The organism is Lewinella sp., assembly GCF_050633125.1.
In the GTDB taxonomy this organism is placed as follows: Bacteria; Bacteroidota; Bacteroidia; order Chitinophagales; family Saprospiraceae; genus Lewinella.
The window spans coordinates 1-15,828 of the sequence record NZ_JBOEFX010000135.1; the positions used below are offsets into that span (position 1 = coordinate 1).

Annotated in this window: 8 protein-coding genes; 4 read left to right on the top strand and 4 right to left on the bottom strand. The window is 47.0% G+C overall.

The genetic code is table 11. The features are described 5' to 3' along the window. Nucleotides 1-1,116: 1,116 nt before the first annotated feature. Complete coding sequence (locus ACRBG0_RS25075) at nt 1,117-4,404, bottom strand: S41 family peptidase (RefSeq protein ID WP_431489578.1); 3,288 nt, start codon at nt 4,402-4,404, stop codon at nt 1,117-1,119. 198 nt (nt 4,405-4,602) lie between these two features. Here ACRBG0_RS25075 and ACRBG0_RS25080 point away from each other — a divergent pair, with 198 nt between their 5' ends. Then, nucleotides 4,603-5,367 (top strand): NYN domain-containing protein, encoded by a 765-nt coding sequence (locus ACRBG0_RS25080; protein ID WP_431489579.1) that lies wholly within the window; start codon nt 4,603-4,605, stop codon nt 5,365-5,367. A 3-nt stretch (nt 5,368-5,370) separates the two neighbouring features. On the opposite strand, the gene ACRBG0_RS25085 is transcribed toward ACRBG0_RS25080, so the two are convergent. Then, nucleotides 5,371-6,660: a hypothetical protein gene (locus ACRBG0_RS25085; protein ID WP_431489580.1), complete on the bottom strand. Its 1,290-nt coding sequence runs from the start codon at nt 6,658-6,660 to the stop codon at nt 5,371-5,373. A gap of 128 nt (nt 6,661-6,788) precedes the next feature. Next, on the bottom strand, nt 6,789-8,420 hold the full coding sequence (locus ACRBG0_RS25090) for a DUF6089 family protein (RefSeq protein ID WP_431489581.1): 1,632 nt from the start codon (nt 8,418-8,420) through the stop codon (nt 6,789-6,791). A 544-nt stretch (nt 8,421-8,964) separates the two neighbouring features. Between ACRBG0_RS25090 and ACRBG0_RS25095 the strand changes: the two genes are divergently transcribed. Further along, on the top strand, nt 8,965-10,053 hold the full coding sequence (locus tag ACRBG0_RS25095) for an AAA family ATPase (RefSeq protein ID WP_431489582.1): 1,089 nt from the start codon (nt 8,965-8,967) through the stop codon (nt 10,051-10,053). A gap of 113 nt (nt 10,054-10,166) precedes the next feature. Here ACRBG0_RS25095 and ACRBG0_RS25100 read toward each other — a convergent pair whose 3' ends face one another. Continuing rightward, nucleotides 10,167-10,790: a hypothetical protein gene (locus tag ACRBG0_RS25100; RefSeq protein ID WP_431489583.1), complete on the bottom strand. Its 624-nt coding sequence runs from the start codon at nt 10,788-10,790 to the stop codon at nt 10,167-10,169. A gap of 1,022 nt (nt 10,791-11,812) precedes the next feature. Between ACRBG0_RS25100 and ACRBG0_RS25105 the strand changes: the two genes are divergently transcribed. Together ACRBG0_RS25105 and ACRBG0_RS25110 are read left to right on the top strand one after the other, a co-directional pair. Next, nucleotides 11,813-12,790 (top strand): ribonucleotide-diphosphate reductase subunit beta, encoded by a 978-nt coding sequence (locus ACRBG0_RS25105; protein WP_431489584.1) that lies wholly within the window; start codon nt 11,813-11,815, stop codon nt 12,788-12,790. A 371-nt stretch (nt 12,791-13,161) separates the two neighbouring features. Further along, nucleotides 13,162-15,555, top strand: coding sequence for a ribonucleoside-diphosphate reductase subunit alpha (locus ACRBG0_RS25110; protein ID WP_431489585.1), 2,394 nt, complete (start codon nt 13,162-13,164; stop codon nt 15,553-15,555). Nucleotides 15,556-15,828: the final 273 nt, after the last annotated feature.

Consider the following 15,828-nt stretch of genomic DNA (forward strand, 5'->3'; position numbering starts at 1 on the left):
GTCTTTGTGGTTTTCCAAATAGTTGACACGCTTAAAGTGAACCGCTTAGCCAACTTTTTGAAAAACGACGGCTCAGCTTATTTTTGTGCTGTTCCTTATTGGTCATACAAAAGCAATGTTTTGTCAGACAAATCACACTGTAACAGGCACTTAATCAACGCTTCTTAATTTGATTTCATGTGATAAACGATGCTTTTTAAGAAAAATTTCCTCTTCCGCTCAGGTTAGTCCCCAGACTAACCTGAAAATATCACGTTGGTCTCCCGACCAACAGTCTTCACATTTACGGCTTGTTAGCTGGTCAGGGGACCAGCAGGATATAGCATGTTAGTTAGGAAACTAACATGAGCGTGCCTTTCAAGAAAAATTCTCTTTTTCAGGAAATACTGCATCGTTCTGTGCTGTGGTCGTACCCGCGATAAATCACGGGGAACCACCAAAACCCGAAAATGGCTATATTCATCTGCTAAATGTAAGCTATTATCAAAAAACACAAAGAGTGAGTAAGGCTTCCAAATTGACACTTCTGAACTACTTTGAGATGTTGTTTTTTGTGCTAGTCCTTTTCTCAAGGCTGGAAATAATATACAATATATCATCGCTAGATCCATTTATAAGGATGTTTCTCTCATTGTATGATTACGAAAACGGCTGGGGCTTATATTATTGTATTCTGGGTTTTTTGGGGACATTTTTAAGCCGTTTGAAGCAAAACAGTTGTTTAGCCTGGAATTTGAAGCAGACTGCTTACCTATGTATACTCCTGAGTTTTGGCCATAATTACTGGGCGACTACCACATTATGCATAGCTTCCTTGGTATTTTACAACTTAAAAAATGTAAAGCTTTTCCTTACCGAAGGAAACGATAGACCAATAATTTACAGGTGTTTTTTTGTTCCGATAAGTATATTTTTGATAGTTATAGAAGAATCATTCCCATTTTTGAATTATTGATTTGGAATTGATAAAAAAGCCCGCTTTACAAAGCGAATATTTTGAGAGTTTTACCCCCAATCGTATGATCGCACTGGTACGATTAGGCTCAAAAAAAACACGATCGGCACGGACTTCAAATGCCCAGCCAATCGTGTTATCTTTTTTTCCGATGAAAACCATTATTGCTTACCTAGCCCCTTCGCAGTGCGATCTTCAGGAGCAGGAGCGGGCGTGAATTTAGCTGGCTTGGTTTCCAATAACTTCACGACTTCCTGTACCACTCTTTCTACTTGCGGGTCGCGGCCTTTCATGAGGATATTGGGGTCATCCCAAACTTCGATGTCTGGAGCGACACCTTCGCCTTCCCAGAACCAGTGGCCATCATTGTCGTAGAGGCGAGCACCAGGAACGGTGATTCCGCCACCATCAATAAGGCGATGCCCGGTAGCGGGGCCAACGAGGATACCCAGGGTGCGCTCCCCCACAATAGGGCCAGCTTCAAGCTCCTGGAAAGCCCACGGCAAGCCATCTCCTCCGGAACCCGCCCAGCCGTTGATCAACATGCCTACGGGGCCAGTATTGGTCTTTATCGGGTGGGTATGATCCCGCCCGTGACGCCAGTGCAGGTTGTAAACCACCGGGCGCTGTAGCAGTTCCAAAAAGCGATCCGCTAGCTGGCCACCGCCGTTGAAGCGTTCATCAATGATAAAACCTTCCTTGTCTAGCTGGCCGTAGTACATCCGCACCAACTCTAATTGGCCCTGCCCAGAAGTATTGGACATGTAGACGTAACCCAATTTGCCATCAGAAAGCTCTTCTACCATTTTCCGGTTCTGTTCTATCCACTCCAGGTGGCGCAGGCGTACTTCGTCTCTTTCATCTAAAAGGGTAACGATTTCTTCGCGAGGTTCTTCTCCCGTGCGTTCGATCTTGAGGCTCACGGTCGTTTCTGCCAAACCAGCAAAAGCCGCATAAGGGTCTTTATTGATATCCAATGGCATACCGTTCACGGCCAGGATATAATCTCCCGCTTTTACATCCACACCGGGCTGATCCAGCGGAGAACGCACTTCCGTATCCCAAGCCGCTGGCCGGGCAATGCGTTTGATACGGTACTTGCCATTGGCCAGCTCCCAGTCGATGCCCAGATAGCCGGTCACGACGGGGCGCACCCGTTCGGCATCACCGCCAAAGGTGTAGGTATGCCCGGCGCTAAGCTCCGCTGCCAGATTAGATTGCAGCGCCGAAACATCCCAGCGGGTACGGGCGTCATCCAATAGCGCACCATAGCGCGTGCGGAGCGCCTCCCAGTCAAGGCCGTGCATGGCAGGATCGTAAAAGAAGTCACGATGACGACGCCAGGTATCGTTGAAAATCTGCTTCCATTCTTCGCGAGGAACAAGGTTCATCACCAAGCCATCGGTAGGAATACCTTTGTCTATTTTTTGCCCCGGAGCAGGCTTGATGATGCCGTATCGGCCATTGCTCTCTACTAGAATCGCTTTCCCATCAGCAGTAACTACAGCGCCGTTGATGCCGTCGATTACCGTTTTTTCTTCCCGGTCATCCAGGTCATAGGCAACAATCTTTACAGAACGCTCGCCAGAGCCCGTGTTGGGTGCACGTCCGTACAACAGCTTCCCTTTGAAAGGCATTAAGCCAAGAATATTGCCCGCATCTGGCGGCAACAAGACCAAACGTGCTTCTATGTCTTCAAAGTCGATGGCCAGGTTATCGTCGTCTTCCTCAGCTTCTTCCTCTGATTCTGATTCTTCTTCCTTTTCTTCATCGTCCTCCTCCTCTTTTTTATCTTCTTTGATTTCCACTTCGTCATTGCGAGCGCTCAGCAGTGATGGTGCATCTGAAGTGAGGCTGACCGCTGCAATTTGGGTCGCATTGGGGTACACCCAAGTGCCATCGCCCATATCAGAATAAGAGGGTGTAAAGCTGCGATTGGTCAGGTAAAACAGGTATTTACCGTCTGCGCTAAAAACGGGGTCCGAATCATTGAAATAGCCACTACTGACTCGTTCCAGTTTTTCTGTTCTGGTATTGTAACAAAAGATGGCCTCATTGGCATTGTTCTGCCCCAAGGCAAAGGTCAGCCATTCCGAGTTTGGTGACCAAGAGATGGTGTAACCTCCTCGGCCAGGGTGGCTGATATTCCAAGTATTTCGGGTCACCGTTTTCAGGTCACCAGAGGAGGCGTCCATCAAAAAGATGGTATTGGTTTCATCGATAAACACGACCTGTTTGCTATCTGGTGACCAGAAGAGGTTATAACCAAAACCTTTGCCGCGCCGGGTCATTTGTCGGGCTGGGCTGCTACCATCGGCGGGCTGAAAGTAGACCTCAAACTCTCCAGATCGATCGCTCCAAAAAGCGAGGGTTTTGCCATCCGGCGACCAAGCTGGATCACGATCGAAGGCACCGCTGGAATTCGTGAGGTTCATCGTATACCCTTCCTTTACAGGAACGTTGAACAGCTCCCCGCGGGCTTCAAAAATGATGCGCTTACTACCGGGGGCGGCGGTCATATTGCTGATATTACGGCTCACATCTTCGGCACGGGGCATCTCTACGGAAAGGTCGCTGATGACGTTGACCGGAACAGCCTCGTACTTTTCGGTTGCCAAATCCATACGGTAAAGCGTGCCTCCCATTTCAAAGACCAGGTCTTTGGGGCCAGCTGCGAGACGAGAGATATCGAAGTCGTTGAATTTGGTTACCTGTCGGGAAGTCTTCGTTTTGGTATCGTAGACCCAGATATTCAGGCGCATATTCTTGGCCTGATCGGAGAGAAAATAAACCTTGTCTCCGGCCCAGGCAGGTTGCCCGTCGTTGGCGGTATTGTTCGTCACGTTAACGACCTCCTGGCTATCCGTATCATAAATCAAGATATCAGAAGTGAGACCACCCCGGTAGCGTTTGAAGGGGTACCCCTCAGTAATTTTAGTAATATAAGCCAACTGTTTTCCATCAGGAGAGTAACTGGCGAGTTCTCCGTAAGGAATGGGCAATCGTTGGGCAATCCCTCCGTCTTTATCGACCAGAAAAAGCTGACGACCAGAACGCTGACCTAATTCGCGGCGCGAAGCAAAAAGGAGTCGCTCCCCATCAGGGTGCCAATCCACCATTCGGTCGGCATGCGATTGGTAGGTTACGCGCGTAGGTACACCACCAGTTATCGGCATGGTATAGACATCCATATTACCGTTGTAGGAGGCCGTGTAAGCAATAGACTTACCATCGGGAGAAAAGCGGGGGTAGCTTTCTTCGCCCGGAGAGTGGGTTACCTGCTGTGCGGTGCCACCACTTTTAGGAACAATCCACAAATCGCCACCATAAACAAAGGTGATTTGGGTTTCTGATACGTCGATAAAACGCATGAGCTTGGCGCTAATCTGAGCAGAGACGACGGTCCCTAATAAGCAACTTAACACCAGGATGAATAAGGATTTTTTCATAACGGAATTGGAAATCATACGTGAAGAATAAAAGCAGACCCACCCATTACTGGACAGTTTAGCTAAATTACTAAAGTAAACGAGGGTAGAATATTATTCAGGAAAAAACTTGGCAGAACACTGAACGTATGCTTTGAATCGTCCGTTAATACAAACAGATGGCAGACGGTGCCTCTATAAAACCCTACCTTTATACCTATGGATAACCAAGACAAACCCGATTTAAACCTGGCTGTGCTGATTGATGCTGATAATGTTCCTTACAAAATGGTAAAGGAAATGATGGAAGAGCTCGCCAAATTTGGCACGCTCACCATCAAGCGCATCTATGGCGACTGGACCAAGCCCCATGTCCGAGGATGGAAACAAGTACTCCTGGAACATGCCATCACGCCGATCCAACAATACAGCTATACCACCGGTAAAAACGCGACCGACTCCGCCATGATCATTGATGCGATGGATATCCTCTACGGCTCCAAGGTTGATGGTTTTTGTATCGTTTCCAGTGATAGCGACTTTACCCGCCTTGCTACCCGCTTGCGTGAATCGGGCATGAAAGTCATCGGTATGGGGGAGAAAAAGACGCCAGAACCGTTTATTGTAGCCTGTGATCGGTTCATTTTTATTGAAATTCTCAAACCACATATCAAAAAGGAAAAGACCGGAACGGGAAGCACGCCTAGTCGCAGTAAAAAAGAGGTTATCCCGAGCAAAATCAAGCAACTCATCGCCGAAACTATCGACGATATCAGCGATGATGACGGCTGGGCCTTTTTGGGAGAAGTAGGTAGCCTGATGCTAAAAAAGCAACCTCAGTTTGATCCGCGTAATCATGGTTTCAACAAACTTACCCCTCTCTTAAAATCCCTAACAGGCCTGATAGAAATTGATGAACGCGAATCTCCGGGGCGTGGGCATTCCAAGCATATTTACGCGAGGCTGAAGCGAAAGTCTAAATAGTTCCTACCGAATACTAACTGGCAAATTATCTGTAAAGATCATCCCTCCGAATTCCTGTAGAAAGTATTGCCCCTGAACCAACTGGGTTGACCATTGCCGGGGAGTGAGTTTTACGTTGGGATAAAAAAGCTTGCAGACCGTCATTTGTTTACCCGTAAATTTCTTCAAGGTTGGAATAACGTGAAGAATGTTACTTGAAAAAATGGGAATATCAAATTCAATATGCCTCGATGGAGGTATTTCACCGGAAACAATCCATGAAAAGCGGGTATTTTCATACTCAAATCCCCCCTCAGGGTTTCGGACCAAGCGATTGGGTGGGCTCTTCAACAGGAAGTACCCGTCCGGGCTAACCATCTTTATTGAGATACGCCGAGCATCATTCAATGGGCTTAAACTTGGCTCCACCCTTGTTATTTCGTCTGGTAAATGATCTCCTCGAAAGAGGTACAAATACTTATCCCTTTTTGGAGAAACCAATGCCCGAATGATAAAATCTTCGAGGATATCATCTTCTGGAATCTGCAAATACAATTCTCTCCCTTCAAACCGACCGTCGCGGCTGTCAGAAAAAGGAATACTTACCCGATCATCCAGATAAGGGTGATAAGCAGTGACCTGAAGTTGCCAATTCCCGAAGACCGGCAAAACAATTCTTTTCTCTCGAGAGACTGTTGGCAAATCGGAATAACGCATGGTGTCACCACTAAATTCTTGCTGGTGCAAAATGTATCGCCAGGGCACTTTGCTGCCTGTTCTAAGAAAAATGTAATAATCTTCTGCACACTGGTCTATCCCTTCTAGTCTTCCAGTTTGAAAACGTGACCGATACCCCTTATCCGTAAGTTCTGCTTTAGGAGGAAATTGAACTTGAGAGAGGCTATAATCCATGCCTGTAAAATGATAGGCTACTTGCTCACTTTGGGCGTATTGCCCCAAAACATGCATTTCTCTTGGGCGAGCTACAGCTTCGTAAAGAAAATCCGCCTCCAAACCATAAATGGTGAAAACCTTGGTTAAATCTTCCTCATCGGCACTTACAGGAATATAATATTGAACCACAGAAAGATGGGAGCGATTTGCCGAATAGCTTCGCAACCGAATTGTGTCTGTATATAATTCCTTAAAAGGGTTATAAAAATAATCATCGATGATTTCTCCTTCCTCATCAGAAAGAAAGCAGTAAGATATCGTAGCATCAGTAAGCTGATCAACAGGAATTGTGACGGTAAATGATTGCGTCATTGCTGGTGTTCCAAAGAGGAGACACACAGCGAATAAAAAGTTTTGCATTTTTCAGAGAGATATTGTTTTACAAATCAAATATACAAAATACAGAAAACCCAGGGTAAGCATCTCTTTCAAAACACTTAAACGACCTTATATCCCTTAATGTGGTTCAATTATTTTCGTGCGATTTCTTATCGTACCACTAATTCAAAAGCTACTCTCCTATTTTTGCTTCGACCTGCTTTCGTACTGTTTGGAGCTATGGGTTGGCTTTCGCCAAAACCTTCGTGAGTCATGCGTGCTGCATTGATCCCTCCATTTTCAAGGTACTCAAAACAAGCTTCTGCACGAGCCTGAGACAATTTGAGGTTGGCATCATTGTTCCCCTGGCTATCCGTGTGACCACTAATCGTCAGGTGATAATAAGGATGTTCCTCCAGGATAGCCACCAGTTCATCCAGCTTCTCTTTAGAACTTTCCTTGAGTTGGTTGCTTCCGGTTTCAAACTGTACCGCTTCCGTAACGAAGGCCAAAGTTTCTTTAATGGCCTCACTCACTGCCGGGCACCCCATATTGACTGATGTTCCCGCAAGTGTTGGGCATTTATCTTCGGTATCAATCAAGCCATCACCATCGGTATCGGGGCAACCTTTAGTCGCTTCTGACCCTGCAAGTTCCGGGCATTGATCCTCTTCATCGGCAACACCGTCATGGTCACTATCGACGTAAGGGCAACCTTCTCCTTCGCTGGTACCCGCCAGGTTGGGGCAGCGATCACGGGCATCTTCAATACCATCGCCATCCGTATCAGGGCAGCCCGACAAACCATTTACAGCTGGGCAATAAGGACACATATCCTCGTCATCGCGGAGGCCATCGCCATCACTATCCAGACAGCCTTTAGCGCTTGCTGAGCCGGGGTAATCGGGGCAATCATCTACAAAATCAGCTACGCCATCAAAATCAGTATCGGGGCAACCACGGGTTTCTATTTTACCTGCTTGGTAAGGACAAAGATCTACGTTGTCGGGCAGGCCGTCGCCGTCGCTATCAGGACAACCCTTGGCATAATCCACGCCAGCTTGCTCGGGGCAAGCATCTACCTTATCAAAAAAGCCATCGCGATCATAATCTGGTGTAATCCAACGATAGCTAATGGTTAAACCACCAGCCAAGTACCAATCATCGGTATCTGATTTCCCCGAATTGGATACGCCATCAAGTTGATCGGTAAAGGTCTTACGTGCGCCCAACTCAAGGCCCACACTGGTATGTTTACTAAGATCGAAACGAACTCCTCCACCTACAGGAAGGACAAATGCAGGGGATTCTTCCGCATCAAGGTCAGCCTGTATCTTTGGAGGAAACCCATCAACACCAGGATTACCATAACGCGTAGTATGCTCGAAGAAAGCCAAGCCAGCACCAACAAAAAGGTAAGGGGAAATAATATTCCGATAACCTCCAGTGGCCGGATAACGACGATGGGCTAAAGGTTCCCACACCAGTTGTACGTTGCCTTCTGTAAGCTTCCCTGTAAAGGAAAAATCTCGTTCTTTAATCTCTGCTATATCGCTAAAAGCGTCGGCACCATCATAGCTTAGGGTTTGAAATCCAGCTCTGACCAGCCAGTTATTGTGTATCGACACCCCAAATTGCAGTCCAGGAGAAAACTGAACCTGCTCCAAATCAGGAATCTGGTTCGCTACTTGCAAGTCGCCAAGATAGGCACCACCGCCAAGTAATAAATTTAATTCTGCCCGAGGCTGGGCCAGCAAAGTCGCAGACCATAATAGTCCGCACCAAAGGATGTAGTGTCTCATAGGATTGCCTTGAAATTGACTAAGCAACTATTTTGCAGCTCAATCACGCTTTTTGAAACCTTATTACACAAGCATTCTATTGCTTGCAATTATGCAATGATCAAATATTTGACAATATTGGGCTAACCAATTATCACCAATTCGACAAGCGATGGATGCTTGTCTGCCGTATTGTGTGTGTTTTCTCTAAAGTACGAGAAGTCAATTTGGCTTTTTGGCGTTGACTTCCTGTGGTTTCATGACCTAAGAGCATCTTTGGGCCTCGTTCCTATTGCGAATCAATACTTTACGAACCTGACTTTACTGCAAAATGCTCGCTTAGCCCGCTAAGCTCGAATTTCGCAACTTTGCCAGAACCGGAAATCATTGATTCTCATAACGAAACCGTCCCAAACATGTTCCAAAAGCGAAAGGATAAGAAGCAGAAAAAGCTTCTTCGGCTACAAAAATCATAAAAAAGTTGAGAATTTGCTGCCTTTTATGTCATAAATTAGCTTTGGCGCTAATTTTTATTTGTTCATTCCCCCTCTAAAAACGACCTATCTTGGCAATAACCACACCATTTTCTCACGGTCCGCGCGTCAGTGCCCAAGCTGCTGCTCAGTATTTGCAGCGACTCTTTGCGCAACCTGCACACCAGGTTCCGCCTGTTTGTTTATGGGGAAAGCATGGCATTGGTAAGACTGAAATGGTGCTGGCATTGGCCAAAGCAAAAGGATGGCCCTGCCAGATGATTAGTCCTGCACAATTTGAGGAGATGGGCGATTTGATTGGCTTACCCTATCTGGAAAAAACAGATGATGGCACAGCATTAAGTCGCTTTGCTCCACCGGAATGGATACCACAGGAAGAAGAGCCAGGTATTCTGCTCATCGACGATTTCAACCGCGCAGATGATCGTATCCTACGAGGCCTGATGGCTTTGTGGCAAGAACGCCGGCTGAGTTCGTGGGCGCTGCCCGACAATTGGTTTATCATTCTGACCGGCAACCCTGAGGGGCAGCAGTATTCTGTGACACCGGTAGACGAGGCCACCATTTCTCGAATGCTGCACTTGGAACTGGTTTATGAAGTCGATAGTTGGGCCGCTTGGGCAGCAACCGAAGGGATTCCGGCAATGGCCATCGAATTTGTCCGGCAGCAACCCGAAATGATTGATGGCGAACAGACCACTGCCCGCACACTTACTTTCCTCTTCCGGCTGTGGCAACAATACGGGCAACCAATGCCCCCCGATCCACAATTGGAGCTACTGGCGCATTCGGCCGTGGGTACCCAGGCAGCGCAAGCTTTTGTAGCGTATCTGGCAAACGAAACCATTCCTCTCCCCTCTGCATCCGACTTCCTGGATGCGAAAGCCGAAACCCAGCAATCCCTCTTGGAAGAACTGCTAGCAGAAGAGCTCCCGAGGGTAGACCGCTTGGCCACCCTGGGGCAACGTATCCTCGATTACCTTCAAACACAGTCTGAACTTAGCACTCAACAGGCTGCTGGGCTGGAGCAATTTCTTCTCTTACCTGAACTCCCAGCAGACCAGCGGCTGGTACTCCTGCACGGGATAAGTAAGCAAGGACACCCTGTGCTGGGGCAGTTGTTGAAGCATTCTGAGTTGAGTAGGTTGATTTTGGGGTAAAGGTTTCAAAGTCGGAAGTGGGAAAGCGGAAGTGGGAAGTAATTGCGGTATTAAAGAGAACGGTCTCGTCTGTGTATAGTACCGAAGCATCTCGCAAGGTGTTATACAGCTTACTACCACACGTTTTTTTCTTTTTTTGTCGGTTGATATTCTTGATTAGCACTCTCCAAAAGAGTTTTCTCGAATCGTTTAGGGAAAAACCTCATCTGAATTCTTGTCCTTAAAATCGACATTTGACTGGAAATGGAATTGGTTCTTCCTAATAGCTCACTTGCTTCTTTCTCTGTCAATATTTTATTGATCTCATTTTTAGTGTCAACTTTGAACAATGGAAATTCAGGGTTATTTTCTGCTGTCAATGTAACTTGCTCCTGAAGAGCCTCGCTAACTGAAGTCATAAATTTTTCAATCTTTTCAAAGTCGCTAAGTGAATTAACTTCTTTAGGGTCAATGTCAAATTCAATTTGCTCTGAAAGAAAGAAAAAACAGTTTATTTTTATTTGTCCCAAGTGAATTGTCAGGGATTTACTTTCCATTTCTCCACTTGTGTCTTGGAGGTACTCAAGAACATATTTCTTGTCGATTTTGTCCTGATCAGAATATGTCAGGTCAAAGTTGTTATTTAAGTGGCCAATGAGTTTTCCCCACTCTTGCAATGAAATGTCTTGGACGTAAATGTCTCTAAGGCTCCCGTCGGGTTCAAAAATCCACTGTATATCATTCCAACTGCGTGTCATTTTTTCAAATGTGTCGTGACTTATTTATATGCGAACAAAATACCCTTTCTGACCTACTTCTACAAAAAAAGATCATCAAAGGACTGCGGGTTCTTTTCAGGTTTTACGCTACTTGGCTTCACCGAGTAGACAAGTTCGTAGCTGCTTCGCGGTTGCAGAATTCATGCCGTCCTCACGCCAGTGGATAAACTTATGCGGAAACTCTTGGACTAACCTGCAAGGGGGTAGCTTATTGGGGCTGATCGTATAATTGCGATTACGCATTGGTACGATCAGCATAGATCACTCCATAATACACCCGTACCGAGGCGAGGCCAAAACACCTAAGTCAGTCAACTGACTAATATCAATTGACTGACCTAGGTGCTGGTGATTGGCAACATTTGGCCCGGCAGTAATGATAATACTGCACCAAAAGGTAAGTCGTAATCAAATTATCTGCCTATAATTGTCTTATATCCCTCCTCAGCAGAAGGTTGTCACCAGGTTCTCAAAGTTATCCACAAAAAAGTTATCCACACTGTGGAAAACTAATTGAACAATTAATTACTACTGATAATCAGCTACTTAGGTTAGTTATCAACAAAATGTGGAAAACTGATTCACTTTTTTCTATTCCTGCCCCCTATCTTAGTGAAACCAAAGCGCCGAATAGGTAAAGAAACTTACTGATACCACTTTTGACTATCTCTTATCCAGCAGGAACTTATTCGGCAAATAAACATTAAGGGGAACGCGAGGGAGCGGTATTTGCCGGTCTCAAAACCTTTATGACGATGGCTACTGTAGCAAAGCAGTAGCCATCGTCATGCCCCAAACCTGTGCCATGCAACTACCAGCATTTTTGTGCTTGCCTGACCATTCCACTACGTAATGGACGGGGATCGTAGACTTTTGTATTGCGCAGAAAATAAAATTCGATTTTATTTTCGTGCTGTTTCTTAAGATTGAACGAGACACCGCATTTTAATTTCCTTACGAGAAGGAAGAACTTTAATATATTTTTAAACGGAAGTACAGAAATGAACAAAAAAGTAGAGCCGATCCTGGTAGAAAACCCCAACCGCTTTGTCCTTTTCCCTATTCAGCATGATGATATATGGGCAGAGTATAAAAAATCAGAAGCTTGCATTTGGACTGCAGAGGAAATTGACTTGAGCCAGGACCTCACCGATTGGGATGATAAATTAAACGACAATGAGCGTCATTTCATTAAACACGTACTCGCTTTCTTTGCCGCATCAGACGGCATTGTAAACGAAAACTTAGCGGAAAACTTCGTCTCTGAAGTACAGTATACCGAAGCTAAGTTCTTCTACGGTTTTCAGATTATGATGGAGAATATCCATTCCGAGACCTACTCGCTGCTCATCGACACCTATATAAAGGACAACAAAGAAAAGGACTACCTCTTCAATGCCATTGAAACGATGGACTGTGTGAAGAAGAAAGCCGAATGGGCTTTGCGTTGGATTGACAACGGCACTTTTGCCGAGCGCCTCATCGCATTTGCCGCCGTAGAAGGTATCTTCTTCTCGGGTTCTTTCTGCTCTATCTTCTGGCTGAAGAAGCGTGGATTGATGCCGGGCCTCACGTTCTCGAACGAGCTGATCAGCAGAGACGAAGGTATGCACTGTGATTTTGCCTGTCTGTTGTATAATGACCACATTCAGCACAAGATGGACCCTGAGGTAATAAAAGGAATTATTGCCAATGCAGTAGAGATCGAAAAGGAGTTCGTAACCGACGCACTACCGGTAAGCCTCATTGGTATGAATGCCGAGATGATGTGCCAGTACATCGAGTTTGTAGCCGATCGCCTGCTGGTAGCTCTAAGGGTAGGTAAGATCTTCAATGCAGAGAATCCTTTCCCGTGGATGGACTTGATCTCCTTGGAAGGGAAAACCAATTTCTTCGAAAAGCGTGTAGGCGACTACCAAAAGAGCGGCGTGATGGCCGATCGGGAGAGTCAGACGTTTTCGCTAGATGAGGATTTTTAGAAGTCGGAAATGGGAAAGCGGAAGTCGGAAGTAACGAGGTACACGAAGACAAGGAGGAGAGTACACTACTAGCTGACTCAAATACTTCCGACTTCCCACCTCCGATTTCCGACTTTGAAAAAACTCCCGTAGCGAATAGCGAAGGGCGGCGCAGGGACGAGCAGGACCAGCGGTGGAAGGGCGGCGAAAGCCAACCGGACGACGCGGCGCCGAGGGCAACGAAGGCGGGGCCCAAAAAGTTGGAAGGGGGTAAGGGTTTTAAAGGTGTAAGCGTTAGGAAAACCTGATTTTCGGGAAATAACCTTTACACACTAAACATACCAACCCTGATATAAAAAATAAACTTAAACACCACTTATACACACCAAAAGATGGAAGTAGTAAAAAGAGGCGGAAAGCGGGAAGCAGTAAGCTTCGACAAGATCACCGCCCGCATTAAGAAACTGAATTACAGCCTGGCAAAACAGGTGGACCATATTGAGATTGCCAAGAAGGTTATCCAAGGGCTTTACGACGGCGTAACGACCACCGAGCTCGACAACCTGGCAGCCGAAACGGCGGCGAGCATGGCTACCGACCACCCCGATTATGCGATCCTGGCAGCTCGTATTGCGGTTTCTAACTTGCACAAGAATACAGACAAGTCCTTCAGCAAAACGATGAAGGTACTTTATAACTATATCGACCCCAAGACCGGAGAACCGGCTGGACTGATCAGTAAGGAAGCTTACGAGATCATTTGGAAACACCGTGACACGTTTGACAGTGCGATCATTTACGATCGTGACTACCAGTTTGACTTTTTTGGTTTTAAAACCCTAGAGCGTTCGTACCTGATGCGTGCCGATGGCCACGTAGTGGAGCGACCACAGCACATGCTGATGCGCGTAGCAGTAGGTATCCACGGAGAGGACCTGGAGAAGGTGTTGGAGACGTACAATCTGATGTCGCAAAAGTGGTTTATTCACGCCACTCCTACCCTCTTTAATGCGGGTACACCACGGCCTCAGTTGTCGAGCTGTTTCCTTTTGTCGATGACGGACGACAGTATTCCTGGCATCTTTGAGACGCTGGACCGCTGTGCGAAAATTTCGCAGTCGGCTGGAGGTATAGGACTGAGCATTCACAACATCCGCGCCAAGGGTAGCTACATCAAAGGCACCGGTGGCACCAGCAACGGGATTGTGCCCATGCTGAAGGTGTTTAACGATACGGCCCGCTATGTGGATCAAGGTGGTGGCAAGCGCAAGGGCGCTTTTGCGATCTACCTGGAGCCTTGGCATGCCGATATCTTTGAGTTTCTGGAACTGAAGAAAAACCACGGTAAGGAAGAGATGCGTGCGCGCGACTTGTTCTACGCCATGTGGATGCCTGATTTGTTTATGGCACGCGTAAAAGAGAACGGCGACTGGTCGCTCTTTGACCCGAACGAAGCACCGGGCTTGTTTGATGTACACAGTGGCGAGTTTGAAGCCCTGTACCACAAGTACGAGCAGGAAGGCCGCGCCCGTAAGACGGTAAAAGCCCAAGACCTGTGGTTTGCGATTCTGGAAAGCCAGATCGAGACCGGTACGCCTTACATCTTGTACAAGGACGCTGCCAACCGCAAGAGTAACCAGAAAAACCTGGGTACCATTCGCAGCTCTAACCTGTGTACGGAGATCATGGAGTATACTTCGCCCGACGAAGTAGCAGTGTGTAACCTTGCAAGTTTGGCCCTGGCCAAGTACGTGAAGGAGGACGGCACCTACGACTTTGAGCGCCTCTACGAAGTGACGCGCATCGTAACGCGCAACCTGAACAAGGTGATTGATGTAAACTATTACCCTATCCCCGAGGCGAAGAACAGCAATATGCGTCACCGCCCTATAGGTTTGGGTGTACAAGGACTGGCCGATGCGTTTATTCTGATGCGCCACCCGTTTGATAGCCCAGAGGCACGCCAGTTGAACAAAGACATCTTCGAGACCATCTACTTTGCGGCACTGACCGAAAGTTGTGCGATGGCTGCCCAGGAAGGCCCCTACCAAAGCTACGAGGGTTCGCCTGCCAGCAAAGGTATCTTGCAGTACGACATGTGGGACGTGCAACCTAGCGACCGTTGGGATTGGGCCGGCCTGAAGAAGGACATCAAGGAAAACGGCTTGCGCAACAGCTTGCTGGTAGCGCCGATGCCTACTGCATCTACTTCGCAGATTTTGGGTAACAACGAATGTTTTGAGCCTTACACCTCAAACATCTACAGTCGCCGGACGCTGTCTGGTGAGTTTGTGATCGTAAACAAGCACCTGTTGCGCGACTTGAATCGTCTGGGCTTATGGTCCGACGATATGAAGCACCGCCTGATGGCCGCGAATGGTTCGATCCAGAACTTCGACGATATTCCTCAGGAATTGAAAGACCTGTACAAGACGGTTTGGGAGATCAGTCAGCGGGTGATTATCGACATGGCTGCTGACCGCGGAGCGTTTATTTGTCAGAGTCAGAGTATGAACTTATTCGTTCAGAACCCGACCTTTGGTAAGCTTTCCTCGATGCACTTCTACGCATGGGAGCAAGGCCTGAAGACGGGCATGTACTACCTGCGCTCGAAGGCAGCAGTGAATCCGATCAAGTTTACGGTTAACGCCGAGGCACAAGCGTCGGTGAAAGCTGGAAATCTGGCGGCGGTAGCAAACGGCGGCAGCGTAAGCCAAGCCACGGAAGCCGAAGAGGGACAAGCCTGCAGCCTGGATGATCCGGACTGCTTGATGTGTTCTGGTTGATAAAAAATCAAAGAGGGATGCGTGGTAAGCGTGTCCCTCTACTGTTTTGAACCATATAAGAGATTATAAGGAAATATAAGGGGTGTTTTTTTTCTAACCACATAAGGCACCTGAGGGCACATAAGGTTTTTTATTTTATCACATAGCCACAATAGGTTTTTCACATAGGCACATAGGTTTTTAGGGATGCTTGTTTTGTACGCTACTTTTTCTGCCTTACCCGGCACGAAATGGCATGAGGGTATTATCACGGGCGGTGTGTCACATGTAATG

What these genes read in the sequence shown, in the direction of transcription:
- ACRBG0_RS25075 (WP_431489578.1), bottom strand. Translation starts at nt 4,404, where the DNA reads ATGAAAAAATCCTTATTCATCCTGGTGTTAAGTTGCTTATTAGGGACC.
- ACRBG0_RS25080 (WP_431489579.1), top strand. Translation starts at nt 4,603, where the DNA reads ATGGATAACCAAGACAAACCCGATTTAAACCTGGCTGTGCTGATTGAT.
- ACRBG0_RS25085 (WP_431489580.1), bottom strand. Translation starts at nt 6,660, where the DNA reads ATGCAAAACTTTTTATTCGCTGTGTGTCTCCTCTTTGGAACACCAGCA.
- ACRBG0_RS25090 (WP_431489581.1), bottom strand. Translation starts at nt 8,420, where the DNA reads ATGAGACACTACATCCTTTGGTGCGGACTATTATGGTCTGCGACTTTG.
- ACRBG0_RS25100 (WP_431489583.1), bottom strand. Translation starts at nt 10,790, where the DNA reads ATGACACGCAGTTGGAATGATATACAGTGGATTTTTGAACCCGACGGG.
- ACRBG0_RS25105 (WP_431489584.1), top strand. Translation starts at nt 11,813, where the DNA reads ATGAACAAAAAAGTAGAGCCGATCCTGGTAGAAAACCCCAACCGCTTT.
- ACRBG0_RS25110 (WP_431489585.1), top strand. Translation starts at nt 13,162, where the DNA reads ATGGAAGTAGTAAAAAGAGGCGGAAAGCGGGAAGCAGTAAGCTTCGAC.